Genomic DNA, 24,403 nt, shown 5'->3' with positions numbered 1-24,403 from the left:
ACGAGCGCCGAACATCGCGTTGAGCACGGCAAGAAGATGAGATGAAACGAACAGATTTGAAAGCAAATTCAGCCTATGGAGAACCGTATGGAAAAGCATTCACCCGACAACAGCTGTCATTCGGACGAACCGGCGAGCTATGATACCGTCGGTTCGATTGCAACAAACGTTGCGGACGGCTTCACGATGGTAGCAGTTGGCGACCTCATCCTGTCGCGGCCGCTTGCCAAAGGTCACCATCCCGGCTTCGGAGACATCGTCAAGGTCCTCCATGAGGCCGATGTCACGTTTGGCAACATGGAAATGAACATCTTCGATATCCGATCCTTCAAAGGAAGTCCGCAGGCTGAGTATGGCGGTGCGTTTCACGTCAGCCTTCCTGAGGTCGGACCTGATCTGAAGGCGATGGGGTTCAATCTGATGAGTCGCGCAAACAACCATACGCTTGACTGGGGGCTTGAAGGCATGCGCGAGACGAGCCAAGTGCTTGATCAGAGCGGGATCATCCATGCAGGGGCGGGTGAAAATCTCGCACAAGCCGGCGCCGGTCGCTTTTTGGAAACCGCACGCGGTCGCGTGGCGTTGGTGTCGTTTGCTACATCCTTCACGCCTATGTCTCGGGCTGGCGATCCGGCCGGCGAGGCGCCAGGCAGACCCGGACTCAACGCCCTTCGTTTGGCGCAAAGCATCGTGGTCCCGCCCGAGAAGCTCGATAGCTTGAGGCAGATACGCGATACGCTGCCCGACTCCCGCCCTGGTGGTCGATCGGCGCCGCCTGCAGTCTCTGGGGCCACGGCCGAGAGGCCCGAGGACCCTAACAATCCAAACCGGGTCGTGGTCGCTGGAATGACGTTCACAGCAGGCGACAAGGCTGGTTACAGCTACGAGGCCGACCCGCGCGACGTCGCCGACATTGTTCGGAACGTTCGTCGGGGCAAGCAGTTCTCCGACTTCTGCATCGTCACGAATCACTGTCACCAGCCCGGGAATTGGAGCGAGGAGACGCCTGATTACGAACAATCGTTTGCGCATCGACTGATTGATGCGGGAGCGGACGCTTATGTCGGACACGGACCCCACAAGTTGCGCGGCATCGAGATCTATAGGGGCCGGCCCATTTTTTATAGCCTGGCCAATTTCTTTTATGACGACCACCGGACGCCTGTAGGGGCTGACATGTTCGCCGCCTACGGGAAGGACCCACGGGTTGACACGGATGCCGAGGTGACCGTCGCGGAGGAGGCAAAGGGATTTGACGATCCGGTCTTCTATGAAAGCATTGTCACCGTCAGCCGCTTTGAAAAAAACCAGCTTGCTGAATTGCGGCTCTATCCCATTGAGCTCGGATACTTGAAGAGGTTTGCCAACCGTGGTGTCCCGCGGCTCGCCCCTCCACCGCAAGCGAAATCCATTCTGGAACGCCTGCAGAAGCTGTCGAAGCCATTTGGGACCGAGATCGCCATCGAGAACGACGTTGGAATCATCAGACTACGGCCTAGCTCCCCGCAATGACGAGCTCAGATGCGTGATTAGCGGCTTGAAGAAGGCTCGGTTGCGCGCCGAGGGAACGCGACGACCGACTGGCGGAAGCAGCTCCGGAGCTGTCGGTTGGCGATACCAGCAGGCATAAGGATAGGTATGGGTGCCCGACTGGTGCCCAGGTCGCTCGTCACGCGCTCCTGCGAGGATCGGCTTTCAAGATGCGGCGCGCCGGCCGGCCCGTCGATTCATGGCGCTCGCGCGCTGCTCGTTGCAACTGGGCGAATGAGTGTCAACTGCATGTCGTTAGCATGCTTGCGGCAGCGGCCTGCCAGCTGCGAACACCCTCTGCTTCTGACTTCTCCACCTTCTTTAGGTTACCTTCGGCACCCGAGCATAAGCGCCGAAGTCAGCGCACTGCTCGTCGCGATGCTCTCCGGTATTGGCTCGCGACCACTTGGTGCTGACCGACGGGCACCCGATCGCGGTCGCACGTTGGGAGAAGCCGCCGGGAAAGCGACCGTTCTGCCTACGTGCGGCGCGGCAATCAACGTGAGAGCGCAGCGTCAATCAGGATGAGAATGCCGGCGGATTGGAACGCAGGGAGGGCGTAGCCCGACCGGAGTTTCAATCCGCCGGCGGCGCGTTCCTTTTCGGGAGCGTTCGTCTGGTGATCACGGTCGACCGGGTATGCCGGTGGTTTTTCCTGTTGGGGAGGAATCGCTTTGTGCCCGGCCGCCACGTAACCGATCACCATATGAGGCTTTTCATGAAGTTCCGGCAGACCAATACGACGGCCGTCGCGGCGGCGAAGGCGTCGATCAGTATCGCCACGGCCTATCGCATCGAGAAGGATTCGAGACTGCCGTCACAAAAGAAGGCGCCGCGGCAACGGCGCCGTGCCGACCCTCTCGCCGATATTTTCGAAGCCGAGGTCGCGCCCATGCTGAGGGCAGCTCCGGGCATTCGGGCGATCGCCATCTTCGACGAGATGATCCGGCGTCATCCCGAGCTTGGAGCCGGCATTCGCCGCACGATCGAGCGTCGCGTCCGAGCCTGGCGCGCCGTCCATGGCGAGGAACAGGAGGTCATCTTCCGGCAGGTTCACGTACCCGGGCGCATGGGATTGTCGGATTTCACCGACATGGCAGCCGCCGGCGTCACGATCGCGGGCCAGCCACTCGATCACCGGCTCTACCATTTCCGGCTCGCCTATTCCGGCTTCGAGCATGCGCATGTCGTGCTCGGTGGCGAGAGTTTCGTCGCTCTGGCGGAAGGCCTGCAGAACGCGCTGTGGTCGCTCGGCGGGGCTCCCCGCGAGCATCGCAGCGACAGCCTGTCGGCGGCGTTCCGCAACCTGGACAAGGACGCCCGGGAGGACCTGACGCGCCGCTACGACGAACTGTGCGGCCACTACGGCATGACCCCTTCCCGCAACAATCGCGGCATCGCGCATGAGAACGGCTCCGTCGAAGGCCCGCACGGCCATCTCAAGCGGGCGATCAATGACGCGCTGCTGATGCGGGGATCGAGCGATTTCGACGACCTGGCAGCCTACCGTCGCTTTGTCGACGAGATCGTCAGCCGCGTGAATGCTCGCAACTCCAAGCGCATCGACATCGAGCGGGCCGAACTCCAGGAACTGCCCGTCCGGCGCACTTCCGACTACGAGGAGGTCACCGTGCGCATAACGTCATCGGGCGGGTTCACGCTGCGCAAGGTGTTCTACACCGTGCCCTCACGCCTGATCGGCCACCGCCTCAGAGTGCGGCTCTTCGATGATCGGCTGGATATCTTCATCGGCGGCACGCAGCTCATGACGCTGCCGCGCGGGCGCGCCTCTTCAAACGGCAAGCACGACCAGGTCGTCAATTATCGGCATGTCATCCATTCGCTGCGCCGCAAGCCGATGGCGCTGCTCAACCTCGTCTATCGTGACCAGCTCTTCCCCCGCGAGGCCTACCGGCGAACCTTCGACGTGCTCATAGAGCGACTGCCTGAGCGGCAGGCCTGCCGCACCATGGTCGAGCTTCTCGCCATGGCGCACGAGCGCGGCTGCGAGAGCGAACTGGCTGATCAACTGACCGCCTCGCTACAGGCACGGCGATTGCCCAATATGGCTGCTTTGCGGGAACGGTTCGCGCCGGATCCCGCCCGGCTGCCGAGTGTCGTCGTGCGTCTTGCTCCGCTCAACGCCTATGAAGCCCTGCTTGGCGCCAACCTGACAGGAGATGCGGCATGAAGACGAACCCCGCTGTCGATTCCGCCAGGCTGGGCTTGCTCCTCAACGAACTGCGCCTGCCGGCCATCAAGGTTATGTGGCCGCAGTTTGCCGAACGGGCCGACAAGGAAGGCTGGCCGGCCGCTCGCTTCCTGGCTGCGATCATTGAACATGAACTGGCTGAGCGCGACCGGCGACGTATCGAACGCCATCTCGCCGAGGCGCGCCTCCTGCCGGGCAAGACCCTCGACACATTCGAGTTCGAAGCCGTTCCGATGATCTCCAAGGCCCAGGTGATGGCCATCACCGCCGGCGACAGCTGGCTCGAGAAGGGAGCGAACCTGCTTCTGTTTGGCCCGCCCGGCGGCGGAAAGAGCCATCTCGCCTCGGCCATCGGACTTGCCCTTATCGAGACCGGATGGCGGGTCATGTTCACCCGCACCACTGATCTCGTCCAGAAGCTTCAGGTCGCGCGCCGCGAACTCGGCCTCGAGGCCGCGATCAACCGGCTCGATCGCTTCCACCTGCTGATCCTCGACGACCTCGCCTATGTCACCAAGGACCAGGCCGAAACGAGCGTGCTGTTCGAGCTCATCAGCGCCCGCTACGAGCGGCGTTCCCTGCTGATCACCGCCAATCAGCCCTTCGGCGAATGGGGAAAGGTCTTCCCCGATCCAGCCATGACGCTCGCCGCGGTGGATCGCCTCGTCCATCACGCCACAATCTTCGAGCTGAATGTCGAGAGCTATCGGCGGCGCGAGGCCATCGAGCGAAAGCGGGGGCCAGGCAGGCCGGCGTCATATGCGACGCCCGCAAACGTCGCTCCTGATTGACGCGCCGCGACAATCAAACCGATAAAACCTCTTGCGCGCGACAATCAATGCCGAGATTATCACCATCGCCGCGACACCAGATTCTCATCCAGATTGTCGCGCGCTTCTCTCCCAGATTGTCGCGCTATAGCCTACGGCCATTACGACGTGCAGCCGGCTGACCCGATCGACAAATGGCTCTCGCCGCCCCTTTGAGCCGACTATCTGTGACGGGCGCCTTACGCACCGGCGGAACGGCCCTTCTACGAGCGCTTCTGCTTCCGCCCGACGCTGACCATCAATGGCTTCAATGGGCGGCTATGGCGGGCCGAGTTCATCTCCCGCGATCTGCCCCTACTACGGGCCCACAGGTGTGCCCGCCAGGCGTTGATAAGTATCGTCCATTGGTGGATCAGCAGCTTCGCAACTCGGTGCAACACCAGAAGCTGCTCGTCACCCTTGATCGGGGCGAAGAAGCCCAGATCATTTCTCAGCTGGTTCACATGGGCTTTGTGCAAGCCCGCGGCATCAGACGAAGCTCATCCAAATCCAGCCAATGCCGGCCCCAATGATAGCCGGTCACGCACGGCCAATGGCGATCTCAGGTACTGCGGTAGAGCACCGTAATGGCGACATCGTCGCGCGGCAGTATCGTGGACCACGACCGCACCTGAAGGACGTGCGAGGCGATATCGGCTCTCCCTGATGTGACTTTCGACAGCCATGTTTTGGCGCAATGCGATGCCCGGAGAGGTCCCTTCCACCACACTAGGTCGTACGTGGCTTTAGCCCCCATCTCGTTTCCAGATGAGGACCATACAGTAACTCTGTTGGACAGAAGCCGCCGGGTGATCGTTTATTTCATTCGAAACTCTACACGGCGCGGTTCGTAACCGAGAAACTAGCTTCGTGCGGCATCAATCATGTCGAACGGGAACATTGAAACCCGGTATCCAAAAGCCGTTGCGTTTTGGTGCAAAACTAACTGCCATTCGTACTGTCTCCCTGAAGGACATATACCGGCATCACCACCGAGGAATGACAATCATGACTAGGTTCCGCGCCGATTTTGCCAAGCGCGTCGACGCATTGTTCAGCGAGTTCAGCGGGCCGGAAATGCCTGGCGCTGTCGTGGCGGTGACCGAGAATGGACGCGAGATTTTCGCCAATGCGTATGGTCTGGCGAACATCAACGACGACATCACGATGGGGCGAAAGACCATCATCCGCATCGGTTCGCAGAGCAAGCAGTTCACGGTGTTGCTGATCCTGATGCTGGAGGCAGAAGGCAAGCTGAGCATGGAGGACGAGGTGCAGAAGCACCTGCCCTATGTGCCCCGGCTCGAATACCCGGTCACCCTCAGGCAACTCGCCTCCAACACCAGCGGCTACCGAGACTATCTACAGGGGATGATCTTTGGCGGCCTGTCGCTCTTCGCTCCGTCAGGTCGCCAGACCGCCCGTGATGTTGTCGCCAGGCAGGACGCGCTCAACTTCAAGCCCGGCAGTGCCATGATGTATTCGAATTCCGGGTTCTTCATGTTGTTCGACATCATCGAGCAGATCGAAGGCGCGACCTTCAACGAGGTACTGCGCGAACGCATCACTGGCCCGCTCGGCATGTACGACACCTCGCTCATGTTGCGCGACGGCTCAGTGATGAAACGGCTGGCCGCGCACTATACCAAGCAGGCTGACGCCTGGTTCCATCTGGGCTGGGGGATGGAATATGGCGGCGGGGGCGGCATAGTTTCGACACTCGACGACATGGTGCTCTGGCAGCAGAACCTGATCGACCCCAAAGTCGGCACGCCGGAAATGTATCAACGCATGGCAACGCCTTGCGTCTTCGATAATGGCGCGACAGGCTTCTATGGACTCGGGCTGGTGACGGACGTTTATCGCGGCCGCCGCGCGGTCGGCCACGGTGGCTCAGTTGCCGGCGGCGAATCGGAATCGATGCGCTTCATCGACGATGGCCTCGGCATCGTCATTGTCGCCAACAACGACCAGGTCGCCGCCTTCGAAGCCACCCGCCGCATCGCCGACATCTATTTCGGCAACGCAGCCCCGGCGCCGATCGGGCTTGCTCCCGGCCGCTACCGGCAGGAAGGCGGCCAGGACGTGTTCGAGATCATCGCCAAGAACGGCGTGCCCACCTTCCTCAGTTCCGGTGGTGGGACCAGTTTCGATTTCGGCCATCCAGGCGGCGCCAAGCCCGAAAGCTCGATCACTGACCTGGTTCTCAGTCCACGGCCGGACGGCAAGATCGACGGCACGTTCTGCGGCACGCCGAGGGTCTACGCACCCTTGGACCCGGACGCGACGGCCGCCACCCCTCTCGCTGGACGCTACGCCAACACGGCGCAGGGCATCGAGGTCGAGATCGATGGCGATGCGCAGCGTGGCATGTTCCGCCTGCGCTCCGATCTCGGCGCCATGAATGCGCCCATCGTCGCCGCTGACAGCGATCTCTGGTTCCTGCTCCAGCCCGACACCGACATGAGCCCCGGCCTGACTTGGAATGCGACGTTGAGCGTCACAGCAGACGGTTTCGAGATAAACTCGGGCCGTATCAAGAAACTGCGCTTCACGCACGCCTGAGCAACACCAACGGCACGCCTTCTTCGGTTGGTTGTGTTCTACCGATCAAATTAGAAAGAGCTGATCGCATGGACTCTGATACCATCGGCTTCATGCCAGCCGTCGAGCTGGCCGAGCTTATTCGCACCAAACAGATTTCGCCGGTTGAGTACATGCGCGCGCTGCTGGCCCGCATTGCCGCAGTCGAGCCCAAGTTAAACGCCTTCGCTTACTTAGCCGAAGATCGCGCGATGGATGATGCGAAGAAGGCGGAAGCCGCTCTGATGAGCGGTACGCGAATCGGCCGGTTGCATGGCGTGCCCGCCACGATCAAGGACGTGCAAATCACTAAAGACATGCCGACCCAATACGGCAGTAAGATTTTCGCTGGCAATCAGCCGACCGAGGATACGCCGATCGTGCCGCGCCTTCGGGACGAGGGCGCGATCCTCCTCGGCAAGACCACAGTGTCTGAGATTGGCTGGACCGGCGTGTCGCGCAGTCCATTAACGGGCATCACAAGCAATCCGTGGGAGCTCGGCTACAATGCCGGTGCATCCTCGGCTGGCGCGGGCGCTGCGGCGGCGGCAGGTTTTGGGCCACTGCACCAAGGCAGTGATGGAGCGGGGTCCGTCCGCATGCCCGCGCATTTCTGCGGTGTGTTCGGACTGAAGCCCACCTTCGGGCGTGTGCCGCTATATCCGATTCCCGCAACTGACCTTGCCTCCCATATCGGGCCTTTGACACGGACGGTCGCGGACGCCGCGCTGATGCTCGAGGTGATGGCCGGACCGCACTTCCTCGATTATACGTCGCTCGAGGCGGGGCCTGCCAACTATCTTGCCCGGCTGAGAGATGGCGTTAAGGGCAGGCGCGTTGCCTACAGCTCCGATCTGGGTTTCGCCCGCGTCGATCCGGAAATCGCGGAGCTAGTGAAGGCGGCGGCGGCACGCTTTTCGGAACTTGGGGCAATCGTCGAGGAGGTGCCGACCCCTTGGGCAAAGGAAGGGCCAGAGCTGATTCGCTTTTTCTGGTCCGCGCACTACGCAGCCAACGCACAGTACCTTCCGGACTGGGAGGCGGAGATGGACCCTGGGTTTGTCGCCTGCATCAGGCATTCGGAGAACGTCTCCATCGCTCGCTACCAGGAGATGCGACGGCGGAAGATGGTCTACGTCGCGAGCATGCATCGCTGGTTCCAGAATTGGGACTTCTTGTTGACACCATCCGTCTCGGTCGCGGCTTTCCCGGCGGAAAAGCTGATGCCCGACCATTGGGAGACGCATCCTTGGGATTGGATAAGGTGGGCGGAGTTCTCTTACCCGTTCAACTTCTCTGGGAACCCCGCGGCAAGCGTGCCATGCGGCTTTACCCCGGCCGGGCTGCCGGCCGGTCTGCAGATAGTCGGCAAACGCTTCGACGATCTGGGTGTGCTGCAGGCCTCGGCAGCGTTCGAACAGCTCCAGCCCTGGGCGGATAAGCGCCCGCGGCTCTAACTAGTTACTTTTAGGAAATATCGAAAGGGCGGAACAACCGCGCCACTAACCAGCAAAGGGGAAATGGAACATGACAATCTCTCGACGCGACCTCATTAAGGTAGGCTTGGCTGCCGGAACGGCTCTATCAATCCCATCAGTCCTGCGAGCACAAACAGGGCCAACCGCTGCGCGAACGGTCCGGATGGTTATGGATCTGCCCAGCGTCTTCGATCCGATCGTTTCGACGGCTACCACGACCGCCAACCATGGCATGGCGATTTACGACACGCTGTTTGCGCTTGATACCAAGTTGATGCCTCAGCCGCAAATGGTAGGGAAATGGGGCGTTTCCGATGACAAGAAGAAATATACGTTTGAGCTCCGGGATGGCTTGGGCTGGCACGACGGCACTCCCGTCACTGCGGCGGACTGTGTCGCATCGATCCGTCGCTGGGGCCAGGTGGATCCCGGCGGACAATTGATCATGGCGCGGGCGAGCGACATCTCGAAAATCGACGACAAAACCTTCACGATCGCACTCAAGGAGCCGCTGGGGCTCGTAATCGATCTGCTGGCAAAAACGGCCGGACCGGTGCCGTTCATCATGCGTGAGAAGGACGCGAATCGCCCCGCCACCGAACAGGTTAACGCAAATATCGGATCTGGGCCGTTCAAGTTCAACGATCCTCTTGCCAAGCCGGGCGCGAGCTTCACCTACGATCGCAATGAACAATACGTACCACGCAGCGAAGCGTCAGACGGATTCTCCGGCGGGAAGGTCGTGAACGTCGATCGCGTCATCTGGGATAATATTGCCGATCAGCAGACTGCTTTCGCGGCCTTACAGTCGGGCGAGGTCGATTTCCTCTCAAGCCCGCCCGCCGATCTTTATCCAGCGATCAAGAGCGATCCCAACCTTGAACTCGAGGTTCTGTACAAGGCGGGCAATGTACAGTTCATGCGTATGAACTGTCTGCAGAAGCCGTTCGACAACGTCAAAGCGCGCCAAGCGATGCTTCACCTGATCGATCAGGAGGCAATGATGCGCACCACGTTCCCCCCAGAATACCTAAGCAGTGTCACTTCGATATTCGGAAACCATACGCCCTATTCCAACGACGAAAATACAGGGTGGTATAAGAAGGGTGGGGACCCTGAAAGGGCTAAGCAGCTTTTCCAGGAGGCGGGATACGCGGGTGAAAAGGTCATTATTATCCAACCGACGGACGAAGCTTGGAACAGCAACGCCGCGCAGTTGCTGGCGGCGACGTTGCGCAAGATTGGGGTCAATGCCGAACTTGCGCCGGGCGACTGGGCCGGACAGTCTGCCCGCATAAGGAACAAGGGCCCGGTTGAGAGCGGCGGCTGGAGCATATTCATGACGAACGCTTCCGACTTTTATTTCAGCAATCCGGCCGGCAACCCCGTACTAAGCGCGAATGGCGAAGAGGGTTGGATGGGCTGGCCGAAGAGCGATGAATATGAGGCTCTTCGCGCCAAGTGGGCGGATGTCGAAACGCCCGAAGAGCGCAAAGCGCTGGCCCGCAAGATGCAACACGAATACTGGAATTTCGTGGGCCTCGTTCTGCTGGGTGCAGTTGTCTCGCCAATCGCACGCCGCAAGACGCTCACCGGCCTGATCGGCATGCCGGAGGAAACTCCGATGTGGAACATGCGGAAGGCCTGAGCGCAGTGGCCACTTACATCCTTCGTAGGATGGTATCGGCCATCGCCATCATGGCGATGGTCGGGATTTTCGTCTTTCTGCTTCTCAGGCAGGCGCCTGGTGACCCGGCAACCATCATCACCGGCAACAAGGGCACGCCACAGATAATCGCCGACATCCACGAACAGCTGAGACTCAACGAGCCGCGACCGGTTCAGTTCGTAAATTGGGCTGTCAGCATCCTCAGCGGCGACGTCGGGACCTCTATCTCTGCGGGACGACCCGTTCTTGAGCTCATCTCTCAGCGGCTTGAGCCAACCATTTCCCTGTCGATCTTGACGATGATCGTTTCGATGACGGCCAGCCTATCGACCATGGCTTCGGGCCACGGCGAGGGGTCGCGCCCCGGGCGCCTTTTGCTCATTGCAAGACCGAGCGCCCAGCACTGAAGGAAGTTGGACCTGGGCGAATGAGCGCGTGTCATCTAAATGATCGTTAGCATGCTTGCAGCAGCGACCTGCCAGCTGAGAACACCCCGTACATCTGTCTTCCCTCTTTCTTACAGGCAAGGATTTGACCTCTTCTGATCTGTTGAACGCCGTTTTCGAGCATATCGAAGCGAACCGCACCCCTTTCCTTGATCGCCTGATCGATTACGTTCGGCACCCGAGCATAAGCGCCGAGAATATCGGCATCGCCGAAGTCGGCGCGCTGCTGGTCGAGATGCTCACCGGGATCGGGCTCGAGACCAGCCTGGTGCCGACCGACGGGCACCCGATGGTGATAGCGCGCTGGGAGAAGGCGCCGGGCAGGGCGACCATTCTGCTCTACGGCCACTACGACGTGCAGCCGGCTGACCCGATCGACAAATGGCTCTCGCCGCCCTTCGAGCCGACCATCCGTGACGGGCGCCTTTACGCACGCGGGGTGGGCGACAACAAGGGACAACATTTCGCGCAGATCCTGGCAATCGAGTCCCACCTCAAGGTGCATGGTGCGTTGCCCTGCAATGTCATCCTGCTGCTTGAAGGCGAAGAGGAGATCGGCAGCCCGCACATTGCCGATTTCGTGCGTGCCAACAAGGAAACGCTAAAAGCTGATCTTGCCGTCACCGCCGATGGCCCGCGTCATGCAAGCGGTGCGCCCGTGATCAAGTTCGGTTCGCGTGGCGAGGTATCCTTTGAATTGCGTTGCCGCCATGCTAACAGTGACTTGCATTCTGGTAACTTCGGCGGCGTCGTGCCCAATCCAATCTGGACATTGGTGCACCTGCTAGGCACCATGAAGAATCCCGACGGTGAAATCACCATTGCCGGTTTCGCCGATGAAATCGAACCACCGTCAGAGGAGGAATTGGTCGCGGTCGAGCGATTACCTCTTGATGTCGAGGCTGTGAAGCGTGATCTCGACCTTGCGCGACTTGACGCGCCGGCGGAACGGGCTTTCTACGAGCGCCTGTGCTTCCGCCCGACGCTGACGATCAATGGCTTCCATGGCGGCTATGGCGGGCCTGGTAGCAAGAGCGTTCTGCCCAACGAAGCCTTCGTGAAATGCGACATACGGCTCGTGGAAGCACAGGACCCCGCGGACATCCTGCGCAAGGTGGCTGCCCATGTGGAAAAACACGCGCCCGAAGTGGAGTTCATAGCGCATGGGAGCATGCTTCCCTCCAAAACGCCCATTGCCTCCCCCTTCACCGCGCCGCTTTTTCGTGCTTTTGTCGCTGCGCAAGGGGAGGAGCCTTTGCTGGTCCCCGCAGGGTTCGGCACTCTCCCTAATTATGTATTCACCAAGATCCTTGGCATTCCTGCTTTCGACACGCCTTACGCAAACTACGACGAAGCCAACCACGCGCCGAACGAGAACCTAACGCTCAGCTGCTTCTATAGCGGGATTCGCACAGGCGCTGCATTACTGCATGAGCTTGGTTCGTTGCCATTTCCAGAGCGCGGGGTCGGTGGGGTGCAATCCGCCTCTAGTCTAACTCGTAAGAGATGAGTAACTAGATTGGATAATCGTGCGCCTTTCGGTTACTGCGCCGACATGAACTTGCCCGCCTCTCGGGCATGCATTTCACGGTCATCCAGCCAGAGCAAGGTCGACACACCCGTCGGAACGGACGGCTGCACTCCGCTGCGTTCCGCGCCAACTAAAAGGACCGTACAGAAGATGCCAAACATCAACGCCGGACGGTTGCTCTCGGAGCTCAGTCGTTTCGCGCAGTTCGGCGCGTACAAGACGGGTGTCCATCGTCCAACCTATTCGAAGGAGGACATCGACAGCCGCCGCTGGCTTGCGCAGCAATACGAAGCCATAGGGCTTCAGGCGCATATCGACGGAGTCGGGAACGTGTTCGGAATGCCTCGGTCGGACCGGCGATCGCTGTTGATCGGGTCGCACGCAGAGTCCCAGAATAATGCCGGATGGCTCGACGGGGCGCTCGGTGTGATCTACGGGCTCGAGATCGCCCGGACCTTTGCGGAAACCCCAGACTGCGCAGACCTCCCCATCGCCCCGGTGGCGTGGGCGGATGAAGAAGGTCACTACGTCTCAATGCTCGGTAGTCGTTCATTCGTCGGTGATATCGACGAGGCAGAGATCGATCGCGCGGCGAATGTCGATGACCGGCTGCCGCTCAGGGACGCGCTCCGTGCAGCCGGCCTAGCAGGTGTTCCCCGATCTACGGTGGAGCCGGACCGCTACGTCGGATATCTGGAAGCACACATAGAACAGGGCGACGCGCTGGAAGCCTCGGGCAACCAGATCGGTGTGGTTACGAGCATCGTCGGGATCTGGCAGTATTCAATCGTCTTTCGCGGCATTCAGAATCACGCTGGCACGACGCGCATGGCTATCCGGAAGGATGCCGGACTCGCAGCAGCGATGCTGGCGACGACTATTGCCGATCGCTTTCCTAAAGTGGCCGGCCCGCATTCCGTGTGGACCACAGGCCGCATTAGCCTTGACCCGGGCGCTCCCAACATAATTCCGGGGAAGGCAGAAATGTTGTTCCAGTTCCGGGATTCTGAGATGCCGGTGCTACAGCGCCTCGATGCGGTGATAAAGGAATCGGTTGAGGAGACCGCGATTAAAACCGGTTGCCATGCTGAGATCGAGCAGACCGAGGCCTCCAAACCATGCCATATGGATCCGGCCCTTCAGGACGCAATAGAGAACGCAGCCGCGCGCCATGCTCCCAACGCCTATGTGAGGATGCCAAGTGGGGCTGGTCACGACGCACAGGTCGTGGCGCGCAAACTGAGGTCCGCTATGCTTTTCATCCCAAGCATTGGCGGTATCAGCCATCATTGGACCGAAAATACCGAGGATGCCGACCTTGTGCTCGGCTGCCAGGTGCTGGCTGATGCCGCCGAGATGATCCTGCGTGGCGACGGAAAATCTGGACTCCGCAGCTAAGCGGGTCCTGTACAACGCCTTGACACCTGGCTGAATTTCGCAATCGGGATTCCGCCCGGCAATACTACAGAATAATCTGAGTTCCATCTGAAAACCAGATGACCTCGATACACAGACTGAATTTGACGTAAACTCCGCGGCAATTGAAAACCAACGGAACAATCGCCGTCCTCGGACGAGGTCCTGCATTGGGCTGTCGCATCCTCGGCGGCGATTTCGGCACCTCGATTTCCCAGACATTCTTTTAGGATTTGGCGGTTCTCGTGAAGGAGTAAACATCTATGCGATCATCGATTGATGCGGTCATCGAGGGAAAGCTCAAGGAGTTTTCGATTCCAGGCTCAGCAGTTGGGATCGTGCAAGATGGCAAGCTCGTTTGGGCAAACGGTTATGGATGGGCAGATGTGAAACGCAAAGTTCCGATGACGCCCAAAACCATCATGAATATCGGTTCCGTGTCCAAGACCATTACGGCAACAGCCGTGATGCAGCTTTGGGAGCGGGGGTTAATTGACCTTGATACAGATATCAGTAGGTATTTTCCCTATCAGGTCGTCAATCCGAAACACCCGTCGATGGCCATCACAGCACGGCGGCTTTTGAATCATCGTTCGTCAATCCGGGATGGGAAGTCTTACTGGGGTACCTACGCCTGCGGCGATCCGACGACTGCGCTTGGCGACTGGCTCGAGGCATACCTAAAGCCAGGAGGGGCGTATTATGACGCCGACGACAATTTCCATGGGTGGGTGCCCGGCATACTCGAACCGGATCAGACCGGCGGGTATTGCAATGTTGCATATGGCCTGCTCGGCCATCTTGTTGAGTGCGTGACTGGCACGCGCTTCACCGATTATTGCGCCGACCACATCTTCACCCCCTTGGGCATGAACAGCACTGGCTGGTATGTGCGTGATATCAATGTTGACCGGCATGCGGTTCTCTATGGCAGGGTCACCAAAGAAAAGTTGGATAAGGGCAGGCAATCATTTTCCTCCCTATTACCAGCTCCCGGTTTGACAATTGATGAGCTTACGCCGGGAGGCCGCATGCCGCATTGCCTCTACGGTTACCCCACCTATCCGGAGGGGCTAGCGCGCACAAGCGTCGAGGAACTGTCGCTCTTCCTCGCCACTTATAGAAACCGAGGCGGAATTCAGTTGTTGAAAGAGTCAACCATCAACCTGATGATCTCTGAAGTCCACGATGGTCGCCCTCTCTGCTGGCACAAACTCATCCTTGCAAATGGTGATGTCATTTGGGGACACGCTGGCAGCGATCCCGGTATTAGGACCCATATGGGCTTCCGTGAAAAAGACGGGACTGGCGCGATCGTATACTTCAATGGAGACGACATTGGTGACAGCAGAGAGGTTATTATCGAAAGCCTTTTCTGCAATGCCGCAACCCTTTAGCGCTCGTTTCGGCTGTGCCCGCTCCCTCGGGAGTCAAGGCGGATAGGCTGCGAGAGGTTTTGTCAGGCAATTGAGCGCCGCGATGAGCAGCCAAAAAGCTGCCTGAACTAGTTTAGCAGCAGCGAGAAGTTGTAGCCTGCGGAGGTTAGGATGGCGTTGACGGCGTCATCCTGCTCGCCAGCGAGGTAGTTGCATCCCAAGTGCTCGGCCTTGATGCGGCCGATGACAGGCTCGATCGCCGAGCGGCGGCGCATCTGGCGCTTGATGGCCGGTGTGACGCGGCGCTTGAGAGGTGGCTCGGCAAAAATGGACAGGGTGATACGTGGAATTTCTGCCTGAGATCGGCATGAGTGCCGGAACAGGAGAATCACGAATGAGCAGACGACCACGCCGGAACCACAGCCCGGCTTTCAAGGCGAAAGTTGCGCTTGCGGCGATCAAGGGAGAAAAGACGCTGGCCGAGCTGGCGCAGCAATATGATGTGCATGCGAACCAGATCACGGATTGGAGAAAGCAGCTTCTGGAAGGGGCCTCGAACGTGTTTGGCGCGGCGGAGAAATCGGAGCCGACGGTGGACATAAAGGCCCTCCATGCCAAGATCGGAGAGCTGACGCTGGCCAATGATTTTTTAGGCTCGGCGCTCGGCAAGGCCGGCTGGTCGGGGAGCGCAAGACGATGATCGACCGGGAACATGAACTGCCGATTGCCAAGCAGGCGGCCGAACTGGGGATCAGCCGCGGCAGCGTCTACTCCCTACCCAAGCCGACATCGGCGGCAGACCTGAAGCTGATGCGGCGCATCGACGAATTGCATCTGGATTACCCGTTCGCGGGCAGCCGCATGTTGCAGAAGCTTTTGAAGCGCGAAGGCTATGAGACGGGTCGCCTGCATGTGCGCACCTTGATGAAGCGCATGGATATCGAGGCGCTCTACCGCAAGCCGCGCACTTCGAAGCCGGGGGACGGGCACAAGATCTATCCGTATTTGCTGGGCAAGCTGGCGGTGACGCGGCCCAACCAGGTCTGGGCGACGGACCTGACCTATATCCCGATGGCCCGCGGCTTCTGCTACCTGGTTGCTGTCGTCGACTGGTTCACGCGCAAGGTACTGAGCTGGCGGCTGTCGATCACCATGGATGCGGCGTTTTGCATTGAAGCCCTCGAGGAGGCGCTGGCGACATACGGCAAGCCCGAGATCTTCAACTCCGATCAGGGCAGCCAGTTCACCAGCCATGACTTCACCAAGGTCCTGCTCGACCGGGAGATCAGGATCAGCATGGATGGCAAGGGCGCCTGGCGCGACAACGTCTTCGTCGAGCGTCTCTGGCGGTCGGTGAAATATGAGGAGGTCTATCTCAAGGCCTATGACAGCGTTCGCGAAGGGCGAGCGTCGATCGGAAAATATCTCGATTTCTACAATCGGGGACGCCCGCATTCCAGCCTTGACGGCAGAGCGCCAGATGAGGCCTACTTCACCCCGCTACCGCTTCCCGAGGCGGCCTAACCATAGGCAGTGTTCCACTTATAAATCGGGAATTCCTGTCCAAACAAACCGAGCCACCTCTCTTGTGGCCACGATAGCCTGCATCGACGTGGATGCGGCCCATCTCGTTGCCGATGGTCTTCTCCATGTCGGGGATGACGCTTGCGAGGCGTGGCCGTCAAAAGGATTGCCCGGCAGCGCTTTCGCGTGCAGGGCTAACTGGCCGCCCTTTGAGCGCTGCAGCGTCGTAGCCAGCGAGACTGTAAGCGGCATGCCCCTTGCCATGCCGATGCTCTCGACCTCGTGAGCGTGCAGGCTGTAGATCTTGCGGCGGCCGCGCTAGCGCCGCCGCCGTTTCACGCGCAGCCTTCTCCCGACGCGCGGCCACCCATGGATAAAGGGTTGCCTTGCCGCCGTCAAAGCCGCGCTATTTGACTTCGGTCCATAGGAGAGCACCGTTCTGCCGCCCATCCCGCCAGCGCCGTTCAAGATAGTCGCGAGGGATCGATACAGGTGTGACGTGCGGGCGGCCGCCGGTGCTCGGGCTCGCCGCCGGCGGCCAGCCAGCGCTCGACCGTCATCACGCTTCGCAGGTCTTCGCCTGGCCGAAGCCCGCAAACAGCCATGGTAGGATTCAATTCGTGGCCTGACCCGACAACTCTGAGCCCGAAGGGCAGTTTGCTGAGAGAGGTGGCTCGGTTTGTTTGGACAGGAATTCCCGATTTATAAGTGGAACACTGCCTATGGTTAGGCCGCCTCGGGAAGCGGTAGCGGGGTGAAGTAGGCCTCATCTGGCGCTCTGCCGTCAAGGCTGGAATGCGGGCGTCCCCGATTGTAGAAATCGAGATATTTTCCGATCGACGCTCGCCCTTCGCGAACGCTGTCATAGGCCTTGAGATAGACCTCCTCATATTTCACCGACCGCCAGAGACGCTCGACGAAGACGTTGTCGCGCCAGGCGCCCTTGCCATCCATGCTGATCCTGATCTCCCGGTCGAGCAGGACCTTGGTGAAGTCATGGCTGGTGAACTGGCTGCCCTGATCGGAGTTGAAGATCTCGGGCTTGCCGTATGTCGCCAGCGCCTCCTCGAGGGCTTCAATGCAAAACGCCGCATCCATGGTGATCGACAGCCGCCAGCTCAGTACCTTGCGCGTGAACCAGTCGACGACAGCAACCAGGTAGCAGAAGCCGCGGGCCATCGGGATATAGGTCAGGTCCGTCGCCCAGACCTGGTTGGGCCGCGTCACCGCCAGCTTGCCCAGCAAATACGGATAGATCTTGTGCCCGTCCCCCGGCTTCGAAGTGCGCGGCTTGCGGTAGAGCGCCTCGATATCCATGCGCTTCATCAAGGTGCGCACATGCAGGCGACCCGTCTCATAGCCTTCGCGCTTCAAAAGCTTCTGCAACATGCGGCTGCCCGCGAACGGGTAATCCAGATGCAATTCGTCGATGCGCCGCATCAGCTTCAGGTCTGCCGCCGATGTCGGCTTGGGTAGGGAGTAGACGCTGCCGCGGCTGATCCCCAGTTCGGCCGCCTGCTTGGCAATCGGCAGTTCATGTTCCCGGTCGATCATCGTCTTGCGCTCCCCGACCAGCCGGCCTTGCCGAGCGCCGAGCCTAAAAAATCATTGGCCAGCGTCAGCTCTCCGATCTTGGCATGGAGGGCCTTTATGTCCACCGTCGGCTCCGATTTCTCCGCCGCGCCAAACACGTTCGAGGCCCCTTCCAGAAGCTGCTTTCTCCAATCCGTGATCTGGTTCGCATGCACATCATATTGCTGCGCCAGCTCGGCCAGCGTCTTTTCTCCCTTGATCGCCGCAAGCGCAACTTTCGCCTTGAAAGCCGGGCTGTGGTTCCGGCGTGGGCGTCTGCTCATTCGTGATTCTCCTGTTCCGGCACTCATGCCGATCTCAGGCAGAAATTCCACGTATCACCCTGTCCATTTTTGCCGAGCCACCTCTGAGCATCACACAGGCGGACGGCGCAATTCAAAGAACATATAATCCGTTCCATCAACGACAACCGGCCCAAGAAAGGAATAGCCCAGCGCGGTTTTCGTTCTGAGAGATCGAATATTCGTCGGGCGTACGAGAGAGACCAACCGATCGATAGATTGGGTTGCGAAAGCGAATTCAATCACTGGCTTAATGCTTTCCGGCCCAATCCCTCGACCGCACCGGGCTCCGAACAAGAAACATCCGGTTTGAATGTCATTTTCATCGAAGCGGCGCAGCCCGGACTGCCCCACGAAGCGCAAATCGCCATTGTCCTCTCGTTCATAGACCATCCAGAATCCGTACCCGTAGGTATCCCACTCATGAAGATAAAGGGACAGCCGCGCATCAGACATTTCCCGCGTTGGCGAAATTCCTTCGACAGACGATTCGAACACTAACGGATCACAGCTCAGGCGATGCAGTGCATCGGCGTCCCAAGGACGTATTGGGCGCATGAATAAGCGTTCCGTTTCTATATTCATGTAAGGCTCCTTTCAAATTGGAGAGATATACACCAAAAGCAACTGGCAAAAGTGATAGGGATGCGTGACTTGGAATAAGGTGGTTTACAGTTGAAGTAGAACTCGCGCTGTTGTAAAGAATTAACCAAGATAAAATCCGAGTACCTGTTATAATATGTGCAGAATCCTGTGTCGATACTCAATAACTACACAATTACTCGATCAAAGTCAACGGGTTATAAAATTAAGACAAAATCGTGACGAATATACATTGCCGAGGTGAGCCGAGAAGTCGCTTTCTCCTGGGTCGATGACATTCTGCGGATACATGATCAAGTGCCGTGCCAACCGGAAAGTTATTCCGAAATGGCGGCAAATCGACGACGCGGAACGCGGCTGAACGACAAGTGAATTCCGCTTCCTGTTGTTTGTGGACTTATCCCACATTGATCGTCATGGAGGATCTCGTTCGGCTATGGACCATCCTCAGTCTGGCGGCGCCCCAAAGGTAGAATGCAGATCAGATGCTATTATCCGAGGGTTGAGCCGGAAATGGTGTGATCGACCAATCTATTGAGTCGACGGCACGCTGAAGTATCGCCCCCGTCCGAGCATGGCTGGGTGAAGCGGCCACGATATATGCGATCTTGTCACGGTAATCGCCTTTCCTGACGATCGGCGTCTTTGGTTCAACAAAGAGTTTCACCTCGGCCACACCTGATACAGCAGCCGCCCGCCTGTCGCCACGGATCCAATCGAGGATGCCATCGCGATCAGGAAGTAGGCTCCGCACCGCTGCGGAGTGCGAACGCCGTTTGCGCAAATTCCATTTGCCGCCGATGACAAGCTTGATGTGCTCGGTGATTAGATCGATACCGTAAGCCAGTTGAATGAGTTGGGAATGGGGCGCGTTGGCAAGACGCGGATTGACTTCAATGACGACTGGGCCAAGCTTCGTTCGCCGGAGTTCAATGTTCGTTGGCCCCCAGCCAAGATCGAGAGCTCGCAAACAGCTCAGAGAGACATCGGCGATACGCTTATGCTCATCATCAGTCAGCACGGCCGGAAAGATAGTCTCACGACAGACGAAATACGGTGGGGGGCTGAAGTCACCGCTGCCAATCCCAACGACCTCGTCTCCCATTGTATAAGCGAGATAAAGGGGACCTTGCGCGAACTCTTCGACCAGTATCTTTGGCGAAGATTGCCATACGTGCTTCCCGCCCAATAGATAGGTCGAATGTTCATCTAGCTCGTCGACGGTGCGGCACAGTCGGACACCAATGCTGCCGCTACCGACGGCTGGCTTAAGCACCACCGGCAGGCCGATCTCCGCAGCAGAGCTTTTCACGTCCCTCGCATTTGCTGCCAAGCGATAAGCAGGTATCGGAATGTTGGCGTCCGCGAGGAGCTGGCGCTGAGCAAATTTGTCGCAGCATCGTTCGATCGATCCCGGATTCGGCCCCGGTAGATCGAAATACTGGCAGAGCTTTCCAACCGTCGCATAGACCTCTTCCTCGGCGCATATAATGCCAGCAATTTCATTGGTGTCCTGCAACCGGGTGCATTCGTGGACCAGTGCATCGAGATCGCTTGTATCGACTCGGATTGTCTCACATCCCGCAACAAGAAAGTCCTGCTTATCCGGGTATGACGACAGGTTAATTGGATAAAGACCAAGCCTCTTGGCCGCTTCGACGTATAGTAGACAACAACGCCCTGCTCCGCCTTCAATAAGGATAAGAGTTCTTCGTTCCATTTTACTTGGACTCCAGAAGGTTATTGGTGTGTGTGGCTGTAAGCAAACGGGGTCAGTTTATTTTGCACGTCACTTTCATATCTCGCGGGGAACTTACCATCGTCTGTGATCTTCGGTTGCAAAGATTCTGTGAAGTTATTTGAAGCGTCTGTTTCAAATTTCATTTTACCCGTCTGCCCAATAAACCGAAATTTGCCGGACCGAACGATAACGAGGTTGTCGTCGACGACGTAGCGGATGGTCTTCCGGTGTGTGGCATGGTCGATTTGAAGAAACGCATGAGGCTACGGCGTAGACGCGGAAGTTCCTATCATAGTGATTCTGGGGTGACATGCTCGGACTCGGACGTCACTTTTCCATAATCGCTCTATTAGCGCTAAGGTTGGATGCATAGGCGGGCAGGAACTACCCCGAGCCTGCAATCTCAGCCTGAGCGATCTGAGAGCCTTCTCTGATTGGGGTCGTTTTGGTCAAGATGCTCCTGCACTTTTTTCTGGACCGTTCCGTGGGTCACTCGCTTCTCTTCGCGGTCAGCGCTTGGGCCGCCGCATGATGGGGTCAGGAGAGCGAAGGCGTCTCAATCCGTTTCACGACCTTGCCGCGCTTGGGCCGGCAGGTTCGGGACTCTCAACGAGATCGCCTCGCCCATCGTCCCCAGGGAACGATCCGGGCATCGCCCTTTCGGGCGAAGGCTTTGTTCGTGTTGCTTGCTCCTCGATCTGTCTCAGTTCACGCGGCCAGGTGAACAGGCTCCTTTCCAAAGCGGAACTCGGTCGCGTCGGCCCACATGCGATGCAGAATGACGGCCAGTTTGCGGGCGACCGCGACCCGGGCTCGTGCCATGCCGCGCCGCCTGGCGATGTTCATGCCCCATGCTCTGAGGCTCGACCACTTCTTCGATCGCACCAGCAGTGTGTGGGCCGCCTCATAAAGCGCGGTGCGTGCAAGTTCGTCGCCGCATCGGCTGACCTTTCCCTGGATGTCGGTTTCGCCGGACTGGTAGCGTGCCGGCGTCAGTCCCAGATGCGCCCCCACCGCCTGCGACGAGCCGAACCGCTCAGGCCGGTCGATCGTGGCGCGGAAGGCGAGCGCGGTGATCGGCCCGACGCCCGGCGCGCTCTTCAGCCGCCGGCAGACTTCTTCATTGCGGACGATGTCGAGAACCTGCTTCGTCAGGCGGGCGAACTCTCTCAACATGACACCGAGGATTGCTAGCAGCGGCTCGACCATCGCCATCACCTCGGCGTCAGCGCCCGTCAATTCACGCACGCGGCCGGCAAACGCGCTGCGCGACGGCAGGCCCAGCTTGACGCCGGCCTCGCGCAGGATCGCCCGCACTACGTTCTCGATCGAACGCATCTCGTTCAGCACCGTGCGGCGGGCAACCAGCAGCGAACGCCACAGCCGGCACTGCCTGCTCTTGACATGCACCTGCCGATACCAGCCAGTGCGCATGATCTGCGCCAGCGCGCGGGCGTCATTGCGGTCGGTCTTGTTGGGCATCGTCTTCATCGCCGCGTTGGCCTGCCGCGTCTCGATGCAGGTCGCCGGCAAGCCTTCGGCGTGCAGTCCATCGTGAAGCCAGGCCGTCAGCGAGCACGCTTCCAGGCCGATCCGCTCAAGCGGCAAGCCGGTCCCCTTCAGCGCGTCACACAATGCCTGCGGATCGCTCAACGCTCTCGCCTCCTTCACGATCCGGCCAGTCTCGTCGACAATGCAAATAGAGGTCTCTTCCAAAGACACGTCCAGTCCGGCAAAGTACTTCATGGCTGCTCCTTCCAAATGTTTGTGGCGACTCATATCGACCACGTTTTCACATTTCGACAGGAGCAGCCGCCATCATCGTATGCGACGTCTCCGCCCCATTGATTTTCTTGTTGCAACGGTCAGGTGGAGCGCTTGCAGCTGGTCCTATGAGCACGTTGGGGAATCCCGGACGTGCTCATTGTGATGCGCTGATCCGTTGCGCATAGGCCCAGGGCATGAGGGCGTCGATGTCTTTGGCGAGGTGGCCATTTGCGAGGCTGATGAAGAGATCGCGCAGGTAGGCGTATGGTTCAACGCGGTTCATCTTGCATGTGCCGATCAGGCTGGCGAAACGGGCCCAATTACGGCCGCCTTCATCATGGCCGGCAAAGAGAGCGTTGCGGCGGTTCATGGCCGGACTTCTGATCGCGTTTTCGACGAGATTGGAGTCGATGTCGACGCGGCCGTCGTTCAGGAACAGCCGGAAGCCGACCTGGCGTTTCAGCATATAGGCCATGGCCTCGCCGAGGTCGGACTTGCGCGATACGCGCGCGGCCTGAACTGTCAGCCAGGTGAAGAACTCGTCCACCAGGGGGCGGGACAGGTGCTGGCGGACAGCCCGGCGATGATCGGGGTCACAACCTCGGATGCTGTCCTCGATCTTGTAGAGGGCGGCGATGCGCAACAACGCCTCGTCGACGATGGGCAAACCCTTCTTCGGCTGGGACTTGATCAGTTTTCTGCGGCCATGCGCCCAGCAGAAGGCCAGCCTCAACGGATCGCCGCCCGTGCGTTTTGGCGTTGCGAGGTGGGAGTAGCCGCCATAGGCATCGACCTGGATCGTGCCGTTGAAGCCGTCGAGGATACCTGCGGCATATTCACCTTTACGCCCAGGCCGATAATGGAACACCACGCCCGGCGGCGCAGATCCGTTCCAGCCGCGGTCGTCGCGCAGAATAGCCCAGAGATAGCCAGTTTTCGTCTTGCCGCGCCCGGGATCCAACACCGGAGCCGTGGTCTCGTCGACATATAGTCGTGAGCTACCCTGTTTCAGGATCATGGCCATGTGGTCTACCACCGGCGCGATCACGGCGCCCGTCCGACCCAGCCAGTCGGCCAGGACCGTGCGGTCGATCGGCACTCCGTGTCGGGCCATGACCGCGGCCTGCCGGTTCAGCGGCATGTGTTCGGAATGCTTGGACACGGCGATCTGCGCCAAGAGGGCTTCGGTCGGCCAGCTACCTTCCAGCAAATGCGCCGGCGCCCTGGCCTGAACCACTCCCGTGCGCCCCTTGGGGCAAGCATATTTCGGGCGGATCGCGACGATCACCTGATAGCGCGCCGGGATATGATCGAGCCGCTCCGTCCGGTCTTCGCCAATCCGGACCATGTTGCCGCAACCACAGGGGCAGGCAATGCTATCAGGCTCGATCACCTGTTCGACGCGCGGCAGGCTCTGGGGCAGAGCACGCGCCTTGCGTTGCCTGCGTGAAGCAGTCTTTTCGCAATTGGCTGTGCTGGCCGCGATCTTTTCCTCGACGAAGGCGATCTGGGCCTGTGTTTCGGCAATTGCCGTCTCCAGGTCCTCCAGCGCCAGTTCCATCTGCGTCGGATCGAGCTTTTCCGATTTCGGCCCGAACTTCGTGCGGCGGTAGTCCTGAACCTGGCTCTCCAGCTTCTCGATCAGTTCCTTCAACTCGGTGATGAAGGCGTCCTTTTCAGCCACCACCGCCTGCTCATGCTGACGGGCCGCACGCTCGACCGACAGCTCGAACTGTACGGCCGCAAAGGCGTTCACCACCTCTGCAGGCAGGTCCGGGAACTGGCTGAGATCAATGGGCGCAGACATGCGCCTTCGTAGCAAATCGAAGCAAAAAAGCCCAATA

16 protein-coding genes and 3 pseudogenes are annotated in these 24,403 nt (G+C 59.4%); 11 read left to right on the top strand and 8 right to left on the bottom strand.

Going from position 1 to position 24,403, the window contains the following annotated elements:
- The first annotated feature begins 87 nt into the window (after positions 1–87).
- Positions 88–1,512, top strand: a complete 1,425-nt coding sequence (locus tag MesoLj_RS34055; protein ID WP_202324156.1) for a CapA family protein — start codon at positions 88–90, stop codon at positions 1,510–1,512.
- A 514-nt stretch (positions 1,513–2,026) separates the two neighbouring features.
- On the opposite strand, the gene MesoLj_RS34050 is transcribed toward MesoLj_RS34055, so the two are convergent.
- Positions 2,027–2,236, bottom strand: a complete 210-nt coding sequence (locus MesoLj_RS34050; RefSeq protein WP_202296250.1) for a hypothetical protein — start codon at positions 2,234–2,236, stop codon at positions 2,027–2,029.
- On the opposite strand from MesoLj_RS34050, the gene istA reads away from it, so the two are divergent.
- The 9 genes and pseudogenes from istA to MesoLj_RS34005 all read left to right on the top strand — a co-directional run bounded on the left by istA (position 2,207) and on the right by MesoLj_RS34005 (position 15,071).
- Positions 2,207–3,721, top strand: a complete 1,515-nt coding sequence (gene istA / locus MesoLj_RS34045) for an IS21 family transposase (RefSeq protein WP_010913869.1) — start codon at positions 2,207–2,209, stop codon at positions 3,719–3,721. The two genes, MesoLj_RS34050 and istA, sit on opposite strands and share 30 nt — an antisense overlap.
- Positions 3,718–4,533 (top strand): IS21-like element helper ATPase IstB, encoded by an 816-nt coding sequence (gene istB / locus MesoLj_RS34040; protein ID WP_202324153.1) that lies wholly within the window; start codon positions 3,718–3,720, stop codon positions 4,531–4,533. The genes istA and istB overlap by 4 nt, the downstream gene beginning before the upstream one ends.
- 1,026 nt (positions 4,534–5,559) lie before the next feature.
- Positions 5,560–7,116, top strand: a complete 1,557-nt coding sequence (locus MesoLj_RS34035; RefSeq protein ID WP_202324151.1) for a serine hydrolase domain-containing protein — start codon at positions 5,560–5,562, stop codon at positions 7,114–7,116.
- A 68-nt stretch (positions 7,117–7,184) separates the two neighbouring features.
- On the top strand, positions 7,185–8,591 hold the full coding sequence (locus MesoLj_RS34030) for an amidase family protein (RefSeq protein ID WP_202324150.1): 1,407 nt from the start codon (positions 7,185–7,187) through the stop codon (positions 8,589–8,591).
- Positions 8,592–8,661: 70 nt separating this feature from the next.
- The gene (locus tag MesoLj_RS34025; RefSeq protein WP_202324147.1) at positions 8,662–10,260 is read left to right on the top strand and encodes an ABC transporter substrate-binding protein; all 1,599 of its coding nucleotides are present in this window, start codon (positions 8,662–8,664) and stop codon (positions 10,258–10,260) included.
- Between the two features lie 5 nt (positions 10,261–10,265).
- Positions 10,266–10,610, top strand: a pseudogene (locus MesoLj_RS34020) (ABC transporter permease); the annotation flags it as partial.
- 202 nt (positions 10,611–10,812) lie between these two features.
- Positions 10,813–12,237: a M20/M25/M40 family metallo-hydrolase gene (locus tag MesoLj_RS34015; protein ID WP_202324142.1), complete on the top strand. Its 1,425-nt coding sequence runs from the start codon at positions 10,813–10,815 to the stop codon at positions 12,235–12,237.
- A 171-nt stretch (positions 12,238–12,408) separates the two neighbouring features.
- A complete protein-coding gene (locus MesoLj_RS34010) occupies positions 12,409–13,656 on the top strand; it encodes a Zn-dependent hydrolase (RefSeq protein ID WP_202324140.1) in 1,248 nt (415 codons plus the stop codon).
- A 281-nt stretch (positions 13,657–13,937) separates the two neighbouring features.
- Complete coding sequence (locus MesoLj_RS34005) at positions 13,938–15,071, top strand: serine hydrolase domain-containing protein (RefSeq protein ID WP_202324138.1); 1,134 nt, start codon at positions 13,938–13,940, stop codon at positions 15,069–15,071.
- Positions 15,072–15,104: 33 nt separating this feature from the next.
- Here MesoLj_RS34005 and MesoLj_RS34000 read toward each other — a convergent pair.
- A pseudogene (locus MesoLj_RS34000) lies at positions 15,105–15,358 on the bottom strand (IS5/IS1182 family transposase); the annotation flags it as partial.
- Positions 15,359–15,444: 86 nt separating this feature from the next.
- Between MesoLj_RS34000 and MesoLj_RS33995 the strand changes: the two are divergent.
- A protein-coding gene (locus MesoLj_RS33995; RefSeq protein WP_202324135.1) for an IS3 family transposase occupies positions 15,445–16,574 on the top strand; the annotation gives its coding sequence in 2 pieces (ribosomal slippage) (positions 15,445–15,703 and positions 15,703–16,574; 1,131 coding nt in all).
- A gap of 64 nt (positions 16,575–16,638) precedes the next feature.
- Here MesoLj_RS33995 and MesoLj_RS36520 read toward each other — a convergent pair.
- The 6 genes and pseudogenes from MesoLj_RS36520 to tnpC all read right to left on the bottom strand — a co-directional run.
- Positions 16,639–16,883, bottom strand: a pseudogene (locus MesoLj_RS36520) (IS5/IS1182 family transposase); the annotation flags it as partial.
- 417 nt (positions 16,884–17,300) lie between these two features.
- Positions 17,301–18,430, bottom strand: a protein-coding gene (locus MesoLj_RS33990; protein WP_202324135.1) for an IS3 family transposase whose coding sequence is annotated in 2 segments (ribosomal slippage) — positions 17,301–18,172 and positions 18,172–18,430 — 1,131 coding nt in all. Because the reading frame shifts where the segments join, the coding sequence is not laid out codon by codon here.
- Positions 18,431–18,520: 90 nt separating this feature from the next.
- Positions 18,521–19,033 carry a GNAT family N-acetyltransferase gene (locus tag MesoLj_RS33985; RefSeq protein WP_202324133.1) on the bottom strand — a complete coding sequence of 171 codons (513 nt, stop codon included), beginning with the start codon at positions 19,031–19,033 and terminating at the stop codon, positions 18,521–18,523.
- A gap of 499 nt (positions 19,034–19,532) precedes the next feature.
- Entirely contained in the window at positions 19,533–20,771 is a 1,239-nt protein-coding gene (locus MesoLj_RS33980; protein WP_202324131.1) for an ATP-grasp domain-containing protein, read from the bottom strand.
- A 729-nt stretch (positions 20,772–21,500) separates the two neighbouring features.
- The gene (locus tag MesoLj_RS33975) at positions 21,501–22,538 is read right to left on the bottom strand and encodes an IS110 family transposase (protein ID WP_120019414.1); all 1,038 of its coding nucleotides are present in this window, start codon (positions 22,536–22,538) and stop codon (positions 21,501–21,503) included.
- Between the two features lie 175 nt (positions 22,539–22,713).
- Entirely contained in the window at positions 22,714–24,366 is a 1,653-nt protein-coding gene (gene tnpC / locus MesoLj_RS33970) for an IS66 family transposase (protein WP_202324128.1), read from the bottom strand.
- Between the last annotated feature and the right edge of the window lie 37 nt (positions 24,367–24,403).

This window comes from Mesorhizobium sp. 113-3-9, assembly GCF_016756515.1.
GTDB lineage: Bacteria > Pseudomonadota > Alphaproteobacteria > Rhizobiales > Rhizobiaceae > Mesorhizobium.
Note: the sequence above shows the minus strand (reverse complement) of the source record. Positions and strands in the feature narration are given on the sequence as shown.